The sequence below is a fragment of the Mucilaginibacter sp. genome, assembly GCF_025362475.1.
Lineage (GTDB): Bacteria > Bacteroidota > Bacteroidia > Sphingobacteriales > Sphingobacteriaceae > Mucilaginibacter.
The window spans coordinates 189,888-205,508 of the sequence record NZ_JANYGH010000001.1; the positions used below are offsets into that span (position 1 = coordinate 189,888).

The following is a 15,621-nucleotide window of genomic DNA, read 5'->3' on the forward strand; positions in this document are numbered from 1 at the left end:
TTTACGCAGCAAATGAAAAAAAATACCCCATGCGATAATCAAACTTGTTTTTTATGCAAAAGCTGCATTAAGGAATGGCTACCCGCCGTTGCAGCTAACAAAAAAAACCTTAGCGTAAAAAAGGGACAAGTTATTTTTAATGAAGGCGATCCGGTTAAAGGGATATACTTTGTATACGAGGGAATTGTAAAGGTCCATAAAAAATGGGGCGCCGATAAAGAACTCATTATTCGCTTTGCCAATAAGGGAGCCATATTTGGGCACAGGGCATTAGGCAAAAAAGCCACCCATTACCCTATCTCGGCAACAGCACTTGAAGCAGGAGTTATATGCTATATGGATATGGATTTTTTTGAGGCCACCCTGAAGGTTAACCCTGATTTCACCTATCAGCTTATGTTGTTTTTTGCTGATGAACTACAGGAGGCAGAAAAGAAGATGCGCAACCTGGCGCATATGCCCGTTAAAGGCCGCGTTGCTCACGCTTTAATATCACTAAAAAATCAGTTTGGTATTAATCCCGACGGGCACATTGGTATTGAATTAACCCGCCAGGACCTGGCTTCATTTACAGGAGCAACCTACGAAACCGTTTTTAGAGTAGTAAACGAAATGATACAGGAAAGCATCATTACCACCAATAGCAAAAAAATAATTATTATTGATGAAGAAAAATTATTTGCATTAACCCAGGATACCAACCTGTAACTTAGGCAATACCTACAAAAACTTTACCATCAGCCACTTTTACAGGGTAAGTTTTAATAACAAGCTCCTCCTCACCCAAACATTCGCCCGTAAGTAAAGAGAATGCCTTTTTATGAAACGGGCAAGCTACCTTTGGCTCGCAGCTCTCTCCGGCACTACCTATCATTCCCCGCGAAATAGCCATTTGCTGTTTATGCGGACAAAGATTTTGGGTAGCATACCATTCGCCCCTGCGGGTAAAGTTAAAAATAGCTATCTGCTCCTCGCCGTGCTTTACGCATGATCCGCCATTTTCGGGCACATCATCTACATAACAGGCCATAATCCATTGTGTTGCTATTGTTGTTTCCATTGTGTTATATTTTTATCAGCTCAACACGCCTTTATAAAAACATGTCCGCTTTTTTTTTGACTTTTGACTTTTAACTTAAAAACCTACCATTCTTTAGCCCGTACCTGCTCGCGCATTGGTTCAAACTGCGCATGCGGATCTTTTTCTTCGGGGGCATTTATGAAGTGAGCAAAACGCTTACGCATTCCCGGACTTTCAATAACTTCTTTCCACTCACAGTGATAAGTATTTACAAGAGCCTGCATTTCTTCTTCCAATTGCCCGGCCAAACCAAGGCTATCATTTACAATTACATTTTTCAGATAGCTCATACCGCCATCCAGCTTATTTAACCAGGTTGCTGTGCGCGTTAACTGATCGGCAGTTTTAATGTAAAACATCAGGAATCTATCCAGGTATTTAATACAAGTTGCGCTATCAATATCAGTAGCCAGCAATTGCGCGTGCTGTGGCTTTGAACCACCGTTACCGCATACATATAAATTCCAGCCTTTTTCTGTAGCTATAATTCCAAAATCCTTTGATTGCGCCTCGGCACACTCCCGCACACAACCACTTACACCGCCTTTAAGCTTATGCGGGGCGCGAATCCCTTTATACCTATCTTCTATCTCGATTGCAAAAGTTACACTATCATGTAAACCAAACCTGCACCAGGTACTACCTACACAGCTTTTTACTGTACGCAGCGCTTTACCATAAGCATGCCCGCTCTCAAAACCGGCATCTATCAGCTCCTCCCATATTAAAGGCAGATCGCTCAAATGCGCGCCGAACATATCTATACGTTGCCCGCCGGTTATTTTGGTATACAGGCCATATTTTTTAGCCACCTGGCCTATCACGATCAGCTTATCCGGCGTTATCTCCCCGCCTGGTATACGCGGCACTACCGAGTATGTACCACCCTTTTGAATATTAGCTAAAAACCTATCGTTACTATCCTGAATAACTTCCTGTTTAACAATTACATCATTCCACAGACTTGACATGATGCTGGCTACAACCGGCTTACAAACCTCGCAACCATCACCTTTGCCATAATGATCAAGCACCAGGTCGTAATTTTTCAGTCCGTTTATTTTTACCAGATCAAATAACTCCTGGCGCGAGTAATCAAAATGCTCACAGATCACATTTTTAACATACTGGCCATTTGCTTTCATGGTGCCGGCAATCAAATCTTTCACCATTGGCACGCAGCCACCGCAACCCGTCCCGGCCTTGGTGCATTTTTTCATGCCATCTATACCGGTTACGCCACCTTCACTTACCGCCGAGCAGATTGCCGATTTGGTTACCGCCTCGCATGAACAAATAAGCGCGTCATCGGGCAAACTCATCACACCCGCACCCTCACTGACAGCTCCACCTCTTGAACCCAGGATAAGATCTTCAGGATCTGGCGGAAGAACGATTTTATTATTTACCGTTTGCAGCAGCATATTGTAAGCATCGGCATCGCCAATTAATATACCGCCCAATAAATTTTTACCATCATTGGTAATGTTTATCCTTTTATAAATACCCTTATGAGTATCCTCAAACAAAATAGTACGGCAATCCGGCTCGGTTATAAATGCATCACCAAAGCTGGCCACATCAACACCTATAAGCTTTAACTTGGTACTCATATCGTACCCGTAGAATGATTTATCAGCCTCGGTTAAATGAGCGGCCACAATATCAGCCATCTCATAACCGGGCGCAACCAAACCATATATCATTCCATCATACAAAGCACATTCGCCAATAGCATAAATGCTTTCATCGCTGGTTTGCATTTTTTCGTTGACAATAATACCGCCACGGGTACCTACATGCAAACCGGCAAGCTTTGCCAATTCATCGCGCGGACGGATACCGGCAGAGATCACCAGCATATCAACCGGAAGCTGACTATCATCATTAAAGCGAAGCGATTCGATCTTTTTTTCGCCAACAATAGCAGCTGTACTTTTATTTAAGTGAATATGCAGCCCCAGTTGACTCAGCTTCAACTGCAGCATATTGCTACCGGCCGAGTCTATTTGCCTCGGCATTAATCGCGGAGCAAATTCTATAACATGCGTTTCGGCAATACCAAGATCTATCAAAGCCTTGGCCGCTTCTAACCCAAGTAACCCGCCACCCATCACTGCACCGCACTTTGCGTTAGCAGCACAAGCCTTTATCAATTCCAGATCCTCAATGGTGCGATAAACAAATACACCTTCTTTTTCAATCCCCGGAATATCGGGCACAAAAGCCGATGAACCGGTAGCTAAAACCAGGTAATCATATTTCAGCGTTACGCCTTTTAAGGAGTGGATAGTTTTTTGGGAACGATTGATTTCCTGAATGGGATCATCAAGATGAAGCGCGATACCATTATCGGCATACCACGATAAAGTGGAGAGCGACAGATCATCGGCGGTTTTACCATTAAAATACTCGCTCAGATGCACCCTGTCATAAGCATGGCGGGGCTCTTCACCAAAAACAATTATTTGGAACTGGGTTGATCTGGCTAAAAGTTTCTCGCAAAACTTATAACCTACCATACCGTTGCCAACAACAATAATGGTTGGTTTTGACATATCGAAATTTTTTAAATGTTAAAGCAATTTTCAAACTAAATACACTCAACTGCGACCCTGATTGCATTTCATTACAATTATAACTCAAAAAAACATCAAATAAAAATTTAAATTCATTTTTTTTATTAAATAAATCATGTTTATTGGCATTATAATTCATAATTTAGTACTATTGATATAATATAAATCAATATTTAGCCTTAATTTATTGATGATTTTACAATTTAAGCAAAAACCATTAAAACAAAACGGATAAATACTTGATTTTTTAACATCAAAATTGAAAATATGCAAAATAAAATACAAATTCCGGAATTATTTGTGATTGGAGCAGGTCCAGGAGACCCAGAATTGATAACAATGAAGGGATATAAGGCACTTCAACAAGCAAATGTGATATTATATGACAACCTTGCCAATAAAGAGTTACTGGATATAAGCAGGGAGGATTGCGAAAAAGTATATGTTGGTAAACAACCCTATGGCGATTATACCCCCCAGGAAACTATTCACGAACTGATAAAACATTACGCATTTACCAAAGGCAGCGTGGTAAGATTAAAAGGCGGCGATCCATTTATATTCGGGCGCGGGTTTGAGGAGATCATTTACGCCCGCCAACATGGCATTACTACACATTATATACCGGGCATTACAAGTATGCAGGCATCCGGCCTGGAAGATATTCCTTTAACCCACCGCCTGGTAAGTGAAAGTGTATGGATGGTTACGGGCACTAAAAAGGACGGACGACTATCTGCTGATCTTGCCTGCGCCATGCAAAGTAATGCCACTGTAGTTATATATATGGGCATGAAAAAACTGGCAGAAATTGCGCTTACCTATGTAACTGCGGGCAAGGGCGATACACCGGCAGCTATTATACAACATGCTTCGCTGTCAAAACAAAAATCGGCAAAGGGAATGGCTAAGGACCTGGTAACAATTGCTGCAGAACACCAGCTTACCTACCCGGCCATCATCATTATTGGCGATGTGGTTAACATTAAAAACTAAGAATAAGGTATGAAGATCAGGATAAAAGGAAACTCCCTGCGGTACAGGCTTACCAAAACCGATGTTGAACAATTTAACAGGGATGGCTATGTTGAAGAAACAACCACTTTTGGCACACAACTATTTAAATATGCTTTGCAACGCTCCAATGCCGAAGTTTTAACTGCAAGCTTTAATAATAACACTATTACCATGTACATGCCGGCAACTATGGCCAACCAATGGACATGTACCGACCGCGTAGGATATGAAAGCAACATCAATTCCTTATACCTACTGATTGAAAAGGATTTTAAATGCCTGGACAATGTAGCCGAAGACCAGAGCGACAATTATCCAAACCCTTTAGCCTTTAAAGGCTAAAACCGTTATTTAGAATAGTAAACAGATCAGGGAAGTTTAACAGCCTGCCGGGCCAATAATTGCCATCCGGATTTATTTTTTATCCATACCAGCAATATTCCAATTTTAACCTTGCCGGGGCCTTTACCGGCATCGTTGGTAGTTGCCGACAAAACATGCCTCACAATGGCCGTATTACCTGACAGGGTGATTTTTTGCTCAGACAGATCAATGGTAACAAAATCCGACGCCCCACTGGCTATACTATGTATAAATTCCGCTTTGCTTTGCAGTACACCACTCGAATGACCATAGCTCAGGCCATCTGCTGTTAACCTATTTAGCGCCAGGCTATCAGCATCAACCATTGCTTTACGCAAACTCTCTACCACTACGGCAACCTCATCAACTGATTTTTTCGACTGGGCATTTACCAGTTGTGGCTTTACGCTGTTTATCATAATCAAGCAAAACAAAATTTTAATTCCCGAACTAATTTTCATGTCCTTATAAATTGATTAATAAAATTTTCAAACCGATGTGCTATTCTTTCTTACCTGTCGGAACCTGCTTTAAAAGCCATGCCGATATATCGTTTGCCGCCTTGTCGTTTTCGTACCCAACTGGTAAACGGCCGTTTGTATATTCATTATAAAGCCAGGGATCGCCAATGGCTAAAACTGTTCCCTTACCATACTTTGCCATAGCAATTAATGCAAATGAATTTTTACTCAAAACAGCTTTCGCTCGTCCTTGTAACGTAATAGAACAAACATCTTTCATAAATATCTGATTGGCAGTTTTAAAAACAGGGTTCCCTCTGGTTTCAATGGCTCCATCTGCAAAATGACTATCATCAATAACATGATTTTGCAGATCGTTATTAAAATGCATACCAAATTTTGCTGCCAGCAGATTAAAATGAGGTAACTCCACATTGGCGCTGTCATTAGCAAGCATTACCAACACACCTCCACTTCTCACCCATAAAGCTACAGCTTCCGCATCTGTTTCAGTTATATAATTAGGGTTTGGACTTTCCTTTTTGGTATCGGGATCAACAATTATATATATGGCAGTTCCCTTTAAATTAGCCTGGGTTGGCGCCAAAGTAAGTGAATCTAAGGTCGCACCACATTTCTTAAAGGCATCTCCCCATATGGAATAACCGGTATTTCCTTTTTCATCCCACAGGTAATGAAATCGCTGCGATTTCCCGGCAACTTGATGCACCTCATGATTATAATAATAATCTAATTTAACAACCTGTGATTTTGCTTCATATACCGCCGGACAGAGCAGCAGTATGCACATCAACCTTTTTATAAACATCCTGTAACCCATCATAATTAAAAAAGTGTTAACCCCTGTTGTTGATTAATAATTGGTTACCAAATGTATTGCCGAATGCCGTTTTTTACATCATCAGGACAAAAAATATTTACTACATCGATGGAGTAAAAATAACGAGTATGAGGTAGTAAAAAAAAAACACAAAGTTAAGAGCAAAGCCTATTGGCTAATTGGACTTGACGAATTGCGTATAAAAACCTGGGTAGGCAGTACTACAGTTTCAAACTCCGTAACAGTTCTTCTGCTTTCAATCAGGCTAATCAGCATTTCTGTTGCTTTTTTACCCATCTCAAAGCCGGGTTGGTAAACCGTACTTAATGAGGGGCTTAATACATCAGCCAGTTGTGTATTGGTAAAGCCAAGCAAAGCAATATCTTCGGGGATTTTAAGACCTAATTTATGCAGCAACAGCAAGGTTGTGGTGGTAATCCTGTCCGAAGCGGTAAAAATAGCATCGGGACGGTTTGGCGACAATAAAAGCTCATTAAGCGCTTTTTCTATTTCATCAAGATCCTTACCGCCGTGAAGGCAATATTTTATATATCGTTCATCGGGTTTAATGTCATTCTCTTCGAGCGCCAGCAGGTAACCCTTTAATCTTTCGGCGGTGATAGATACGTTTACAGAACTTGTAATGTGCGCGATTTTTCGGTACCCGGCATCTATCAATGCTTTAGTAGCTTCATAGGCACCCTGAAAATTATCCGCAATCACTTTGTGGGTTTCAATTTCATCACTTACCCTATCAAAAAAAACAATGGGCAGGCCTTTTTCGTGGAGCTTTTTAAGATGATCAACATTATTTGTTTCTGTGGATAAGGATATCAGCAACCCATCAATTGAGCGGTAGATTAAATGATTTACATTTAACATCTCCAGATCATAGGATTCGTGGGTTTGCGTGATAAATACATTATAGCCTTTGCTATGCGCAATAAATTCTATCCCGTTAATAACCTGGGAAAAAAAATGATTATCAATGGCAGATACCACAATTCCTAAGGACTTACTGTTTCCCTGCTTTAAGCTTTGGGCCATGGGGTTAGGCTGATAATTGAGCCTTTTAGCGCATTCCAGGACCCGCTTTTTGGTTTTCTCCCCAATTTCATGACTATCCTTTAACGCTTTGGATACTGCTGAAGTGGAAATCCCCAATTCTTTGGCAATATCTTTTATAGTGACCGCCCCCAAATTCATACTTATACAATTACTTAACCTATGTTTACTATAGTTCAATAAACTAATCAATAGTAAACATAGGTAAATTAACGAAAATATAAATCCGGCATTGGCCAGGAATTAAACAACTGATTAAACGCCGCCAAAAATAGAAAACCCGCCATCTACACAAATCATAGATCCGGTTACAAATTTGGATGCATCACTTAACAGCCACACCAGGGCGCCTATCAATTCATCAGGGTGACCGAAACGTTTAAATGGGGTTTGTTTTATTACCAGTTGCCCCCTGTCTGTATATCCACCTTCGGGTTTGGTAAGCAGGCTGCGATTTTGCTCGGTGAGGAAAAAGCCCGGTGCCAAAGCATTCATCCTAATGGCATCGCCGTAACGGTTGGCTAACTCCACCGCAAACCATTGATTATAACAATCAACTGCGGCCTTGCCAATATTATAGCCCAACACTTTGGTAATGGCGCGTTTGGAGTTCATAGAAGAAATATTGACGATGCTGCCTTTACCTGTCTGTGCAATAGCCTCGCCAAATACCTGTGTAGGGATGATAGTTCCCCAGGTATTTAGATCCATTACAGATTTCATACCGGCAATATTCATTTTAAAAATATCCTCATCGGGTTGCAAAACGCCTTGCGGCATATTACCACCGGCTCCATTCACCAGTCCATCCAACCTGCCGAAAGTATCCAGTAGTTTAGTTTTAGCTATTTGCAATTCCGCTTCGTTTAAAACATCAGCCACCAGCGCAACCGCTTTGCCGCCATTTTGGTTTATGGCAGCTGCACGCTCCTCGGCTATATCTGCATTTCTGCCTAATATGCCCACCGCGCCCCCTGCCTCTACAATACCGTTTATAAACGAATTACCTAATATGCCTGTACCGCCCGTAACTACAATTACTTTACCGGCCAATGAGAAATTATTTTCCAATGTATTATTCTTTTTTAATTGATTATCGGATATCTGGAATAGCAATGGGGTCCATATCGGTGTAATCAAGATTTTCGCCTGCCATTCCCCATATAAAACTATAACTTGCTGTTCCACTGCCGGCATGAATGCTCCAGGGTGGCGAAACTACCGCGTCATAATTATTCATGGTGATATGACGGGTTTCCTGCCCCTCACCCATATAATGAAATATCTTTTGCCCCTGCGGTACATCAAAATAAAAATAGGCTTCCATACGGCGGTCATGTACATGGGGCGGCATAGTATTCCATACGCTGCCATCATGCAAAATGGTTAAACCCATTACCAGCTGGCAACTTTTTATACCCTCCAGGTGGATGTATTTATTGATGGTACGATGATTGGCTGTGGATGCCGAGCCAAGGGTAACTTTTACAGCATCCGCATGCGTTAACAGGGTTGTTGGATACTGTGCATGCGCCTGTGCCGAAAGCATATAGAAAACGGCTGGCTCATCGGCATTTTTACTGGCGAAATGCACACTTTTTGCACCCTTGCCTATGTACAGGCAATCCAGTTTTTTAACGTCGAATGATTGCCCGTCAGCTACAATAACACCATCACCGGCAACGTTGATAATACCTATTTCCCGGCGTTCCAAAAAATATTCAGCCCTTAGGTTGGGGTAATTTGGCAACAGGACTTCTGTATTCACCGGGTGGGCAAAACCAACAATCATCCTATCGTAATGGGTATAAGTGCAATTAATATCACCGGGATGCACCTGGTTTTCTATTAAAAAACGACTTCGTATAGTTGCTGTATCGTAGCGTTTAAAATCCTCCGGATGTACACTGTGTAATACTTTCAAGGTTATATATTTTAGTTTAAATCTTTGCAATTCTACAACCCAAACCACGCATTTTAAAAAAATAGCGCACTTATTTTTACTTCAACGTTGTAGTAAAAAAGCATATTTCAATGGGTTAAAGTCGATATAGAAAAATTCCTGACGGTGAATTTAGGCAAAAAAAAACGGGACAAACGATCAAAATTTGATAGACTTGTTCAATAGGCATTATTCATTTTCAAAATCACAAAAAGTCCATTTTTAAAGTGATTTTTTTGTTTATCATGGCTGTGTTCAACGTCGGAGTGCCACTTTACAAATAAACCTGATGTCGTGAGTTCGAATTCCGCTACCTTTTATGACTCATGATGCCGGGACATCGACTGACTCATCCAAATCGCAATTCAATAATTAATCTAACTTAAAAAAATATCTTTTTTATTCTGTTCCTCACAGGTACCTCAATATATGTGCTTATTAAAGTGGCAAGTATTATAATGAATGCAAGCGTTACAAACGCACTGAGCAGAAATCTTAAATGTAATTTAAACATAAGCAAAGGTATAATTACATATAATGACAGGTATTGATGTATTAAATACAGCGGATATGAAATTTTGCCAAAAAAACCACTAATTCGTGTTACAATAAATTTAAGCTTATTGAGCACAAAAAGCGTAAATAAGGTGGTATATATTAACAGCATTACAGCATATTCAAATCTTGACGTATACCCTTTATTCCGGATAAAATCATGTAATATAATCTGGCATCCCAGTAATACAGCTATAAAAAATAGATTTTTTTTCAAATAGATTTCATTAATATATATTTTATAAAACAATATACCCAATATAAATAATGGCCAGTAAGGTAAAATAGGGATGTAGTATAATACACAAGCTAATAAACTACCTGTTGCTAACTTTACAAAAAGAACTATCAATACTGATACAATTAAACCGATGGATTTTATTTTATTTAAAAAGTTACCCTTGTACAGACAGAACATAATAATGTAAAAGTTCATTTCTACAATCATTGTCCAATATGGATCATCCAGATCAGGTACATGAAAGTAGTGCTGAAACATAGTCATGTTGATTAGATATTGATTTATATTAACCAAGTGCAGATCATGGAATGATAAATAACAATTCAATATAATTAAACAAAAAGTAAGCGTTACTACTAACCAGTATGTAGGATACAACCTGCTTAGCCTGTTTATGATAAATTCACGCCCGCTTTTTACATATTGCAGGGTCATGAAAATAACAAAACCACTTATCATAAAAAAAAGCTCAACACCGGTATTACCTAATCGAAGAAAATTAGAGAAGTAGGGCAGAAACCTATTCATCGAAAAGTGGAACAATACTACCATAATGGCTGCAATACCCCGGAAAGTATCTAACTCATGAACCCTGATTTTTTTCTTCAAAATGTTAGATTTTAGCCTATTTTTACCTTAACTAATAAATATTGATTGATGAACACTGAACCTGATAGGCTATCAACTAATTTTTTTAAATTTTTTACTATTCTAATAATTATAATCGGGTTAGCATTAGCATTATATCAATTTTTTTTAAACAGGAGCCTTTGGAATGATGAGGCCACCTTATCATTAAACATTATTCACCGTTCGCCATCAGGGTTATTAAAACCGTTGGACTACCAACAGGTAGCCCCAATTCTATTTCTGCAAATAGAACATTTTTGCTTCTATTTTATCTCGGATTCCACGTATGGGTTAAGATTATTTCCTTTGCTGATCTACTTCGCATCCATATATCTTTTTTACCAAATTCTAACCCTCCTTATAAGAAACAATTTAGCGAGGCTGCTAGCATTGGCTCTATTTATTTTTAATTCTGTAATTATCTATTACTCAAGTGAGGTGAAGCAATATATGGCCGATGTTTTTGTTGGCTTATTACTTTATTTTTTCTTGTTAAAGCACTACAGGAACGAACAAAATAAATATATCATTTTAGGAATTATTGGCTCAACGGCTCTTTTTCTTTCCAATATTTCTCCTATTTTATTGTTCACAATATCTCTGTTTCTGATCATAACTTCGTACAAAAGAGAAGTTTTTCCTTATTTGTTAATGGTGTTTTGTGCCTGGGGAATAAGCTTTGCACTTGATTATTATTTCTTCATTTTTAATCATCCCAGCAGAACTTATATGATTGGTTATTGGACCAACGAAAAAGCATTCATGCCGCTAAATCCGATGAAAGGAGATTTTTATAAATTTCTGATCACAAAGTTCCAGATGATCTTTTATTTTCTGTTCGGTTACGGATATTTCGGAAAAATATTTCTGCCATTGATTTTGATACTGGGTTTTGTAAAACTTTACTCTTCTCAAAAAAAAGAAAAAGCTTATATTCTCCTAATAATTCTGCCGACAATTGTTCAGCTTATATTATCAGCATTTAAACTTTATCCTTTTGAAAAACGATTAATTCTATATCAATTTCCTATTTTAATAATAGGTGTAGCTATAGGCATCGATTTTTTATTGGATCTTTCAAAAAACAAATTCGGTCTGGCCTCTGCCCGTATCAATAATACATTTGCTATAATTTTATCGGTTTATTTGGGATCATTCGTGTATTTTAATGGTTTCCCGATAATGCACACCGAAATAAAAGAAAGCCTTAAATATATTGAACACAGGGCAAAAAAAGATCAGGCCATTTATGTGTATGAAGATTTGGTACCTTCTTTTTGGTTTTACCACGATATAAACTACATTAAGTTTAAAAATTACATCTCATACGGTTCTTATAGTCCAAACCCAAATGATTATTTGAATAAAGTAACTCAGTTAAAAGGCAAAGTGTGGCTTTTACTTAGCAATGAAGGTACAAACGGATCGAAATTCATTATCAATAACTTAAATAAAGCAAATTGCACCAGATTGGATTCATTTAAATATGAGAATGCAAGTGCATATTTATATGATTTGAGCGCTTTAAAAAATCCCGTTCCGGATACTTCACGTAAAGCATTATTACTGCATGAGTAGTATCACTTTAATATAGAATACCGGAGGTCGCAGGTTCGAATTCCGCCGTCCTGAGCTAATCAGGTCAACAGAGCATAAAAAGCCTTTCATTTTACGATTTAAGATTTAATTAGCAGGTTAGCTTAGGCAAGGCACAGGCGAAAGGTTGGAATTAGGATTAGCTTGCGTTAATACAAATTATAATGCACCGTAAATAATCATTGCAGGGGAAGCCATAAATCAAGGCGCTCAACAAGATTACCAAAGCACACGAGAAACAAGGGATTGAACCCTAAAATTCACTGGTTTACTTAGTATTACACACCCGACAACAGCAATTTAGGCAAAAAAAACGGGACAAACTATCAAAATTTGATGTTGTCCCGTTTTAGTTTTCCCACATGGTACAAAATCACTTCTGACACTCAATCAGTTAGTATTAAATGTTTGAATTATCGATTATATTTTATTTTAAACGAGCCTTAGCCCGATCCTACTGGCTAATTCATCAACGTCCTTGTAAAAGTTCGGCAGTTCTTTTAGGCTGGACTCTTCAGCATGGATAGTGAGGTTTATTGTTATTGTTCTTTTATCTTGTTTATATGAGCCCTCTGGTTCCTTGAGGATCCAACTTTTATCCTTTGATCTGAGGTAGGCGGACAATATGTCAAATTTTAGTATCTCAGATGCTTTGATCACTTGATCGATCGAAAGCTCCGACGCCTTGTTAAATACATTATATAATGTACGGGTGGTTGTCCCTAACATGTCTGCAAAATCCTTCACACTTGGCATACCCGGTTCTTTCAGCTTTTCCTGCAATATTTTTCCGATGTACTCTGACATTCACAAATTTTTGAAAAATTATTCACTTGATTACCAAATACTTGCGAATCATTTTGCGCATTTATCTGAATTTATTTGCATTTAATGTAATATTATTCACACATTCGTATAATTAAATGCACACAAATTAATAATAATACTGTCACTCAATCAATAACCCAATAGTGTTATGGAATTCACACCGGAAGAGTTAAAAAATTTAAGAGCGAGCCTACCCAGGGGGGCAGCCAAAATGCTGGCTAAGCAGCTGGGCCTGGTTGACGGCAGTGTCCGGAACATTTTATCCGGTGGTGCTAAAAACAGTGATGTTTTATTGGCTGCTGTTGAGCTTGCCAAATTGCACAGAGCGAAAATTGAAGATGCTAAAGCCGCAATAACCTCTTTATGATCCGTCGATTGTTGCCGGCCGGCTTGCTACCATCTGATAATCGAATAGAGTTTTTTAATGATCCTACGGATCAGGAGAAAAGTTTCTTTATCACCGGGGGCATTGTTTGCCGGGTAAGACAAGCGACTGAGGATATCAAACAATTGATCCGCGCAGATTTAGCAAAACATCCGGTTAAAGCTGAGGCGCTTGTTGGGCTTGGTTATGTAGCAGATGATGAACAATTAGAAAAATACTGCAGCTGCTGTTTCGGCGCATACGATGGGCAGGCCGATGTAGTAAATGGGAGATTCGTTCATGGGGAATATTGGCCCTGCAAATTACGTGGTGGTATTTGCCCGGTAGAAGGCAAATTATGTGATGCCCTTGTGGTCAACGCCGATGGGGCGTATCTAACGGTCGCAGAAATCAAAGTATTAGTACTGGCTGCTACCGGAAAATACAATAAAGAAATTGCTGATGAGCTGGATGTAAGTGATGAAACGATAAAAGTTCACCTAAAGCACATCTATGCAAAATCGGGCACAATGAATAAAGCTGAATTGGTATTACTTGCCTTGAAAAAGAACTTGATATAAACAAAAAAATGCAGCTCCTCCCGGCCAGGTTAGCGCTGCATCATAATTAACTAAAAGTGATATGAATATCTTAATTAAAACAGACCACAAAGGAAAGTTATTTTCCGAACAGTTAATAGCGCCCCTATCATTTTGTACGCAAACTGTAAAGTGCAGTGTAAATAATGCTTTTAAAAGTAGCTATGATTTACGCTGAAGCCACGCCACTGGCCGAGAATCATCTTCGCCTGGTAATCAACTATCCTGATGGTAGTCAAAAAACACCGGTTACCGTTGCTGATGCCAGCGAGGCCCGGCGCCTGGTGTACTTCTACAACCGCCAGTACATCAAACAAATGTTTAAGGAGTGGCTTGCTCAACGGGTTAATGCCTTTAAGCATTCGGATGTGGCAGATTCAGCCAGGATAAATACATCGGCTATGCTGTTAGTTGCGATTGAAAAGCATAGTAATGGCTTACATGTGCTTTGCCGCTTAATAGTTGGCAAAACCGCTAATATCAAAACGCTGGCCCCACGGGATCAGAGCCGCCATTATAAAAAGTACCAGGATATCATCATCCCGATTTTAAAGTTTTGCCATGAAATGGAGGGTAAAGAATATGAATGAGACCTGGTATACCATACACGGCTTTATGATTCAGCGCCGTAAAATTCAAATGATTTTAAACTATCGGAACCCGAAGTTGGTAAGCAGAAAACAGCAATTGCGGATGATAATAGCTACTAAGGGTTGGGATTATTGGGAAAGGCAATGCGAAATATTCGGGGATGCACCAACGGCCAAATTGAAAGCAGAGTTACGCCAGATAGATGAAGATATTGAGTTAAACCTCAATAAACTGAGCTGGGCATATTAAAATATTAGGGGTCGTTCTTTATAATATTCACCATAGGAAGTGACTGTTTTGGGAAACCGGTAGCCCTGCCGGCACTTGGGGTAAATAGTTCTTTATAGTATAAATCAAAAAGTAATCAATAACAAAGATCCATTGAATACTACAGGTTTCGAGCCGGTGAACCCCGCCAGGCATTAAGAGAACTAAGAGGGCCGCGGGAAAGAGAGAAGTGGGCAGGCAGGCAATAGATGAAAGGCCAGGGATTAGTGAAAGCGAGCAAGCAAATAATGAAAGCCCCGGTGTAATGGGCCGGGGCAAACAAAAAAGCAAGGGGATTTTATTAAAACCTGGTATAGCTCAGTGATTGGTGAGAGCACCTGAAAGTTAATCAGGGGGGCGCGGGTTCAACTCCCGCTATCAGGGCCACCGGCGTATGGCCAAAGTAGTTAGTTCCTCACCTTGAAAGGTAGAGCACACGAAAGTACCAGCGCCGATTGTGATAAGGTTTAGGTTTAAGCGACCGAGCCGCGAGGGTAAGGGCGCTTTTTTATAAACTATTTTAATAAGCTAACTAACTATTAAACATATATGAGCGAATTTTTACAATTAAGTCCCGGAGAACAGCTGTACTTCGGAAGCC

17 protein-coding genes and 1 tRNA gene are annotated in these 15,621 nt (G+C 39.5%); 9 read left to right on the forward strand and 9 right to left on the reverse strand.

Translation table 11 applies throughout. The features are described from left to right. Positions 1-12 precede the first annotated feature (12 nt). A complete protein-coding gene (locus tag Q0R88_RS00830; protein ID WP_295711248.1) occupies positions 13-708 on the forward strand; it encodes a Crp/Fnr family transcriptional regulator in 696 nt (231 codons plus the stop codon). Between the two features lies 1 nt (position 709). Here the strand turns inward: Q0R88_RS00830 and nirD are convergent, their stop codons facing one another. Both nirD and nirB read right to left on the reverse strand, forming a co-directional pair. Then, positions 710-1,060, reverse strand: coding sequence for a nitrite reductase small subunit NirD (gene nirD, locus Q0R88_RS00835; protein ID WP_295711250.1), 351 nt, complete (start codon positions 1,058-1,060; stop codon positions 710-712). Positions 1,061-1,143: 83 nt separating this feature from the next. Next, positions 1,144-3,639 (reverse strand): nitrite reductase large subunit NirB, encoded by a 2,496-nt coding sequence (gene nirB / locus Q0R88_RS00840; RefSeq protein ID WP_295711251.1) that lies wholly within the window; start codon positions 3,637-3,639, stop codon positions 1,144-1,146. Between the two features lie 288 nt (positions 3,640-3,927). On the opposite strand from nirB, the gene cobA reads away from it, so the two are divergent. Together cobA and Q0R88_RS00850 are read left to right on the forward strand one after the other, a co-directional pair. Then, the gene (gene cobA, locus Q0R88_RS00845) at positions 3,928-4,656 is read left to right on the forward strand and encodes a uroporphyrinogen-III C-methyltransferase (RefSeq protein ID WP_295711253.1); all 729 of its coding nucleotides are present in this window, start codon (positions 3,928-3,930) and stop codon (positions 4,654-4,656) included. Positions 4,657-4,665: 9 nt separating this feature from the next. Further along, positions 4,666-5,019, forward strand: coding sequence for a hypothetical protein (locus Q0R88_RS00850; protein WP_295711255.1), 354 nt, complete (start codon positions 4,666-4,668; stop codon positions 5,017-5,019). Positions 5,020-5,045: 26 nt separating this feature from the next. On the opposite strand, the gene Q0R88_RS00855 is transcribed toward Q0R88_RS00850, so the two are convergent. The 6 genes from Q0R88_RS00855 to Q0R88_RS00880 all read right to left on the reverse strand — a co-directional run bounded on the left by Q0R88_RS00855 (position 5,046) and on the right by Q0R88_RS00880 (position 10,754). Next, positions 5,046-5,459 (reverse strand): nuclear transport factor 2 family protein, encoded by a 414-nt coding sequence (locus tag Q0R88_RS00855; protein ID WP_295711256.1) that lies wholly within the window; start codon positions 5,457-5,459, stop codon positions 5,046-5,048. An 82-nt stretch (positions 5,460-5,541) separates the two neighbouring features. Further along, positions 5,542-6,345 (reverse strand): hypothetical protein, encoded by an 804-nt coding sequence (locus Q0R88_RS00860; RefSeq protein ID WP_295711258.1) that lies wholly within the window; start codon positions 6,343-6,345, stop codon positions 5,542-5,544. Positions 6,346-6,510: 165 nt separating this feature from the next. Further along, the gene (locus Q0R88_RS00865) at positions 6,511-7,548 is read right to left on the reverse strand and encodes a LacI family DNA-binding transcriptional regulator (RefSeq protein WP_295711259.1); all 1,038 of its coding nucleotides are present in this window, start codon (positions 7,546-7,548) and stop codon (positions 6,511-6,513) included. A 114-nt stretch (positions 7,549-7,662) separates the two neighbouring features. Continuing rightward, positions 7,663-8,478, reverse strand: a complete 816-nt coding sequence (locus Q0R88_RS00870; protein WP_295711261.1) for an SDR family oxidoreductase — start codon at positions 8,476-8,478, stop codon at positions 7,663-7,665. Positions 8,479-8,500: 22 nt separating this feature from the next. After that, positions 8,501-9,331 carry a 5-dehydro-4-deoxy-D-glucuronate isomerase gene (gene kduI, locus Q0R88_RS00875; protein WP_295711263.1) on the reverse strand — a complete coding sequence of 277 codons (831 nt, stop codon included), beginning with the start codon at positions 9,329-9,331 and terminating at the stop codon, positions 8,501-8,503. A gap of 400 nt (positions 9,332-9,731) precedes the next feature. Then, complete coding sequence (locus Q0R88_RS00880; protein WP_295711265.1) at positions 9,732-10,754, reverse strand: acyltransferase; 1,023 nt, start codon at positions 10,752-10,754, stop codon at positions 9,732-9,734. A gap of 750 nt (positions 10,755-11,504) precedes the next feature. Between Q0R88_RS00880 and Q0R88_RS00885 the strand changes: the two genes are divergently transcribed. Further along, positions 11,505-12,353, forward strand: coding sequence for a hypothetical protein (locus tag Q0R88_RS00885; protein WP_295711267.1), 849 nt, complete (start codon positions 11,505-11,507; stop codon positions 12,351-12,353). A gap of 450 nt (positions 12,354-12,803) precedes the next feature. Here Q0R88_RS00885 and Q0R88_RS00890 read toward each other — a convergent pair whose 3' ends face one another. Then, complete coding sequence (locus Q0R88_RS00890) at positions 12,804-13,178, reverse strand: hypothetical protein (RefSeq protein WP_295711269.1); 375 nt, start codon at positions 13,176-13,178, stop codon at positions 12,804-12,806. A 169-nt stretch (positions 13,179-13,347) separates the two neighbouring features. On the opposite strand from Q0R88_RS00890, the gene Q0R88_RS00895 reads away from it, so the two are divergent. The 5 genes from Q0R88_RS00895 (at position 13,348) to Q0R88_RS00915 (ending at position 15,407) form a co-directional block, all read left to right on the forward strand. Next, positions 13,348-13,566, forward strand: coding sequence for a hypothetical protein (locus tag Q0R88_RS00895; RefSeq protein ID WP_295711271.1), 219 nt, complete (start codon positions 13,348-13,350; stop codon positions 13,564-13,566). Continuing rightward, positions 13,563-14,144, forward strand: coding sequence for a helix-turn-helix transcriptional regulator (locus Q0R88_RS00900; protein ID WP_295711273.1), 582 nt, complete (start codon positions 13,563-13,565; stop codon positions 14,142-14,144). Before Q0R88_RS00895 ends, Q0R88_RS00900 begins: the two co-directional genes overlap by 4 nt. A 164-nt stretch (positions 14,145-14,308) precedes the next feature. Then, positions 14,309-14,752 (forward strand): hypothetical protein, encoded by a 444-nt coding sequence (locus tag Q0R88_RS00905; protein ID WP_295711275.1) that lies wholly within the window; start codon positions 14,309-14,311, stop codon positions 14,750-14,752. Continuing rightward, positions 14,745-15,002 (forward strand): hypothetical protein, encoded by a 258-nt coding sequence (locus tag Q0R88_RS00910; RefSeq protein ID WP_295711277.1) that lies wholly within the window; start codon positions 14,745-14,747, stop codon positions 15,000-15,002. The genes Q0R88_RS00905 and Q0R88_RS00910 overlap by 8 nt, the downstream gene beginning before the upstream one ends. Before the next feature lie 325 nt (positions 15,003-15,327). Continuing rightward, positions 15,328-15,407, forward strand: a tRNA-Asn gene (locus Q0R88_RS00915). Positions 15,408-15,621: the final 214 nt, after the last annotated feature.

What these genes read in the sequence shown, in the direction of transcription:
- Q0R88_RS00830 (WP_295711248.1), top strand. Translation starts at nt 13, where the DNA reads ATGAAAAAAAATACCCCATGCGATAATCAAACTTGTTTTTTATGCAAA.
- nirD (WP_295711250.1), bottom strand. Translation starts at nt 1,060, where the DNA reads ATGGAAACAACAATAGCAACACAATGGATTATGGCCTGTTATGTAGAT.
- nirB (WP_295711251.1), bottom strand. Translation starts at nt 3,639, where the DNA reads ATGTCAAAACCAACCATTATTGTTGTTGGCAACGGTATGGTAGGTTAT.
- cobA (WP_295711253.1), top strand. Translation starts at nt 3,928, where the DNA reads ATGCAAAATAAAATACAAATTCCGGAATTATTTGTGATTGGAGCAGGT.
- Q0R88_RS00850 (WP_295711255.1), top strand. Translation starts at nt 4,666, where the DNA reads ATGAAGATCAGGATAAAAGGAAACTCCCTGCGGTACAGGCTTACCAAA.
- Q0R88_RS00855 (WP_295711256.1), bottom strand. Translation starts at nt 5,459, where the DNA reads ATGATAAACAGCGTAAAGCCACAACTGGTAAATGCCCAGTCGAAAAAA.
- Q0R88_RS00860 (WP_295711258.1), bottom strand. Translation starts at nt 6,345, where the DNA reads ATGATGGGTTACAGGATGTTTATAAAAAGGTTGATGTGCATACTGCTG.
- Q0R88_RS00865 (WP_295711259.1), bottom strand. Translation starts at nt 7,548, where the DNA reads ATGAATTTGGGGGCGGTCACTATAAAAGATATTGCCAAAGAATTGGGG.
- Q0R88_RS00885 (WP_295711267.1), top strand. Translation starts at nt 11,505, where the DNA reads ATGATTGGTTATTGGACCAACGAAAAAGCATTCATGCCGCTAAATCCG.
- Q0R88_RS00890 (WP_295711269.1), bottom strand. Translation starts at nt 13,178, where the DNA reads ATGTCAGAGTACATCGGAAAAATATTGCAGGAAAAGCTGAAAGAACCG.
- Q0R88_RS00895 (WP_295711271.1), top strand. Translation starts at nt 13,348, where the DNA reads ATGGAATTCACACCGGAAGAGTTAAAAAATTTAAGAGCGAGCCTACCC.
- Q0R88_RS00900 (WP_295711273.1), top strand. Translation starts at nt 13,563, where the DNA reads ATGATCCGTCGATTGTTGCCGGCCGGCTTGCTACCATCTGATAATCGA.
- Q0R88_RS00905 (WP_295711275.1), top strand. Translation starts at nt 14,309, where the DNA reads ATGCTTTTAAAAGTAGCTATGATTTACGCTGAAGCCACGCCACTGGCC.
- Q0R88_RS00910 (WP_295711277.1), top strand. Translation starts at nt 14,745, where the DNA reads ATGAATGAGACCTGGTATACCATACACGGCTTTATGATTCAGCGCCGT.